Here is a 2,354-nt window from a genome sequence, read left to right as displayed (position 1 = left end):
TTGCCGGTTGGTCACTGGATGGCAATCCATCCAGAACGCGTCCACGGTGACGCGGTGGACCGGCGCTTCTTCCGGATAGTGCCGATCCGAACCCATGCGAAACGTGCCGCCTTGTATCCAGACCATTTTATCGATGTCTGAATAACCGTCACAAACGGCAGCATCGGACGCAAGCCTAGCTGGTGCGCTGTCAAAGCGTTATCCCCCAACCGATGCATGCCACGCTACTTGGCAGAATCCCGATCGATATTGGTCCGCGGTCCAATTGCTGGCGCTTATGCGATCCATCGGTGGCCCCGTTGTGTGCACGCACAGGTTGCTCGAGCTCAACCGAACCTTCGGTCATTCGGTGCGACGATCTTGACCTAAATCAATGAAGTGAAGCGGACACGAGATGCTTCAGTCCGCACGTCCGTTTCGGGTCAAAACGGGAAATGCCCGACTGATCTAGGGCGTGTACTCATCTGTGGACGCCCCGCGAGATGCAAGCGATTTTTGAAGAAGATCGGCACGTAGTCGGATGCTGCCATCGGTCCGGCCTCTGATGGTGCAGCGATGAAGCTGCGGGCCCGTATGGGAGTTCGCAGACCGGAACCAAATCATAAAAGCGTGCTCTAGGCACGATGAGTACGCCCTGGTTCTTCCGGCCTCGTCTCGCCGACTGTTGCGCCATACTCTCCTTCCGACCGACTACACCTCCGACGACCTCAGGTCCGCCAGGATCACGCCTTGGCTGCGACCGGAGCCCTGTAATTCTCCTGCTTGATAAGTAGCGCCCAGACAATCCGCGCCATCTTGTTGGCGAGTGCGACCGTTACCAGCATGCGTGGTTTGCGAGCCAGCATCTGTTCGAGCCACGAACCCTTTGGCGCACCGCGTTTGCTCGCCTGTTGCACGACCGCGCTGCTGCCAACGATGAGAAGGCGCCTGAGCGTGCGTTCGCCCATTTTGGATGTTGCACCGAGCTTCTGCTTGCCGTCTGTAGATCTTTGAAGAGGCGTGAGACCGAGCCATGCTGCGAAGTCACGACCCTTGGCGAAGGTCTCGGCCGGCCGCGCCAGAGCAGCGATCGCGGTGGCGGAGATTGGGCCAATGCCAGGAATGGTCATCAGCCTGCGCGATACCTCGTCTTCGCGAGCGCGTCGCGCGATTTCCTGGTCGAGATCTGCGATCTTGCCATTCAGCTCAGCGAGCAGGTCTAGCATCACTCGTAACATGGGGCGGGCCACTTCAGGAAGTGAGCTGGCCATAGCGTCCTCTTCGATGAGATCGCTAAGTTTCGCCACGTGCGATGGCCCCTTGGGCGCGATCCAGCCATACTCCGTGAGGTGTCCTCGGATCGCGTTGATGAGCTGGGTTCGTTGCCGCACTAACAGGTCACGGGTTCGAAACACTAGACCCGCAGCCTGTTGCTCTTCACTCTTAACGACAACGAACCGCATGCTCGGTCGCTGCGCAGCCTCGCAGATCGCCTCGGCATCAATCGCGTCGTTCATTTGCCGCTTTGCAAAGGGCTTTACATAAGCTGGCGGGATCAACCGAACACTATGGCCAAGCTGCGCGAGCTGCCGGGCCCAGTGATGAGCTCCTCCACATGCATCTAAGGCTACTGTGCAAATTGGCTGGGCCGCAAAGAAATCCAGCAGCTTTCCCCGGCTGATCCGTTTGCTGAATAAAGCCCGTCCTTTCCCGTCCGCGCCATGAACGTGGAAAACATGCTTGGCGATATCTAGACCGATTATGCTAACCTCTGCCACGGACGCCTCCCTTAAGTGGTGCTCAACACCTCCACTTTGGCACATCGATGCCGTCGGCGGGGCGTCCACCCCATCATAAAACCTGCTCCTAGCGGCGCGAAAGCGGACGTTGTCGGACTTCCGAGAAGGGCCAATAGGCGACATACGCACCTAACACGCAACCCCCGCGACTGTGATGGGATGCGATCAAGATGCGCGCTATCTAAATGCCCCGGGCAGGGCACGCTCGACAATGGAGCGCGCCCCAATGCCATGGGTTATGCGGCAGCAATAGCCCTAACAGTTTTCGGCGACCCATCGACCCGATCGTCCGATCCGGCGCGATGTGCGGAAGCTTCGGCATGCCGAACGAGGTCGGTGAGCTCGGGCGTAAAGCTCGTGTCGTACTCGTCGATATGTCCGGTCAATCGTGCGGTGACTTCCTAGAACCAGCCATTGCCATCGGGATCGCTGAACGAGGCGTAGGAAGCATAGCTCTTCCGCTGCGGCATGAACGCCTGTGTAGTCGCCGCAGAGAGCACAACGAGCGGAGGGCTGATTGTTCTCAGACTGACGCCGTTGAGCAGTGGTCAGGAAGATCGCCAGTTAGACGTTTGT

General features: G+C 58.7%; 2 protein-coding genes. Both read right to left on the bottom strand.

Going from position 1 to position 2,354, the window contains the following annotated elements:
* Nucleotides 1-126, bottom strand: a 126-nt coding sequence (locus tag QJT78_RS50280) for an SUMF1/EgtB/PvdO family nonheme iron enzyme (protein ID WP_281460830.1), incomplete at its 3' end; no start/stop codon positions are given.
* Nucleotides 127-722: 596 nt separating this feature from the next.
* A complete protein-coding gene (locus QJT78_RS50275; protein ID WP_038945898.1) occupies nucleotides 723-1,757 on the bottom strand; it encodes an IS110 family transposase in 1,035 nt (344 codons plus the stop codon).
* Between the last annotated feature and the right edge of the window lie 597 nt (nucleotides 1,758-2,354).

Source organism: Bradyrhizobium sp. Mp27, from assembly GCF_029953005.1.
Lineage (GTDB): Bacteria > Pseudomonadota > Alphaproteobacteria > Rhizobiales > Xanthobacteraceae > Bradyrhizobium > Bradyrhizobium barranii.
Note: the sequence above shows the minus strand (reverse complement) of the source record. Positions and strands in the feature narration are given on the sequence as shown.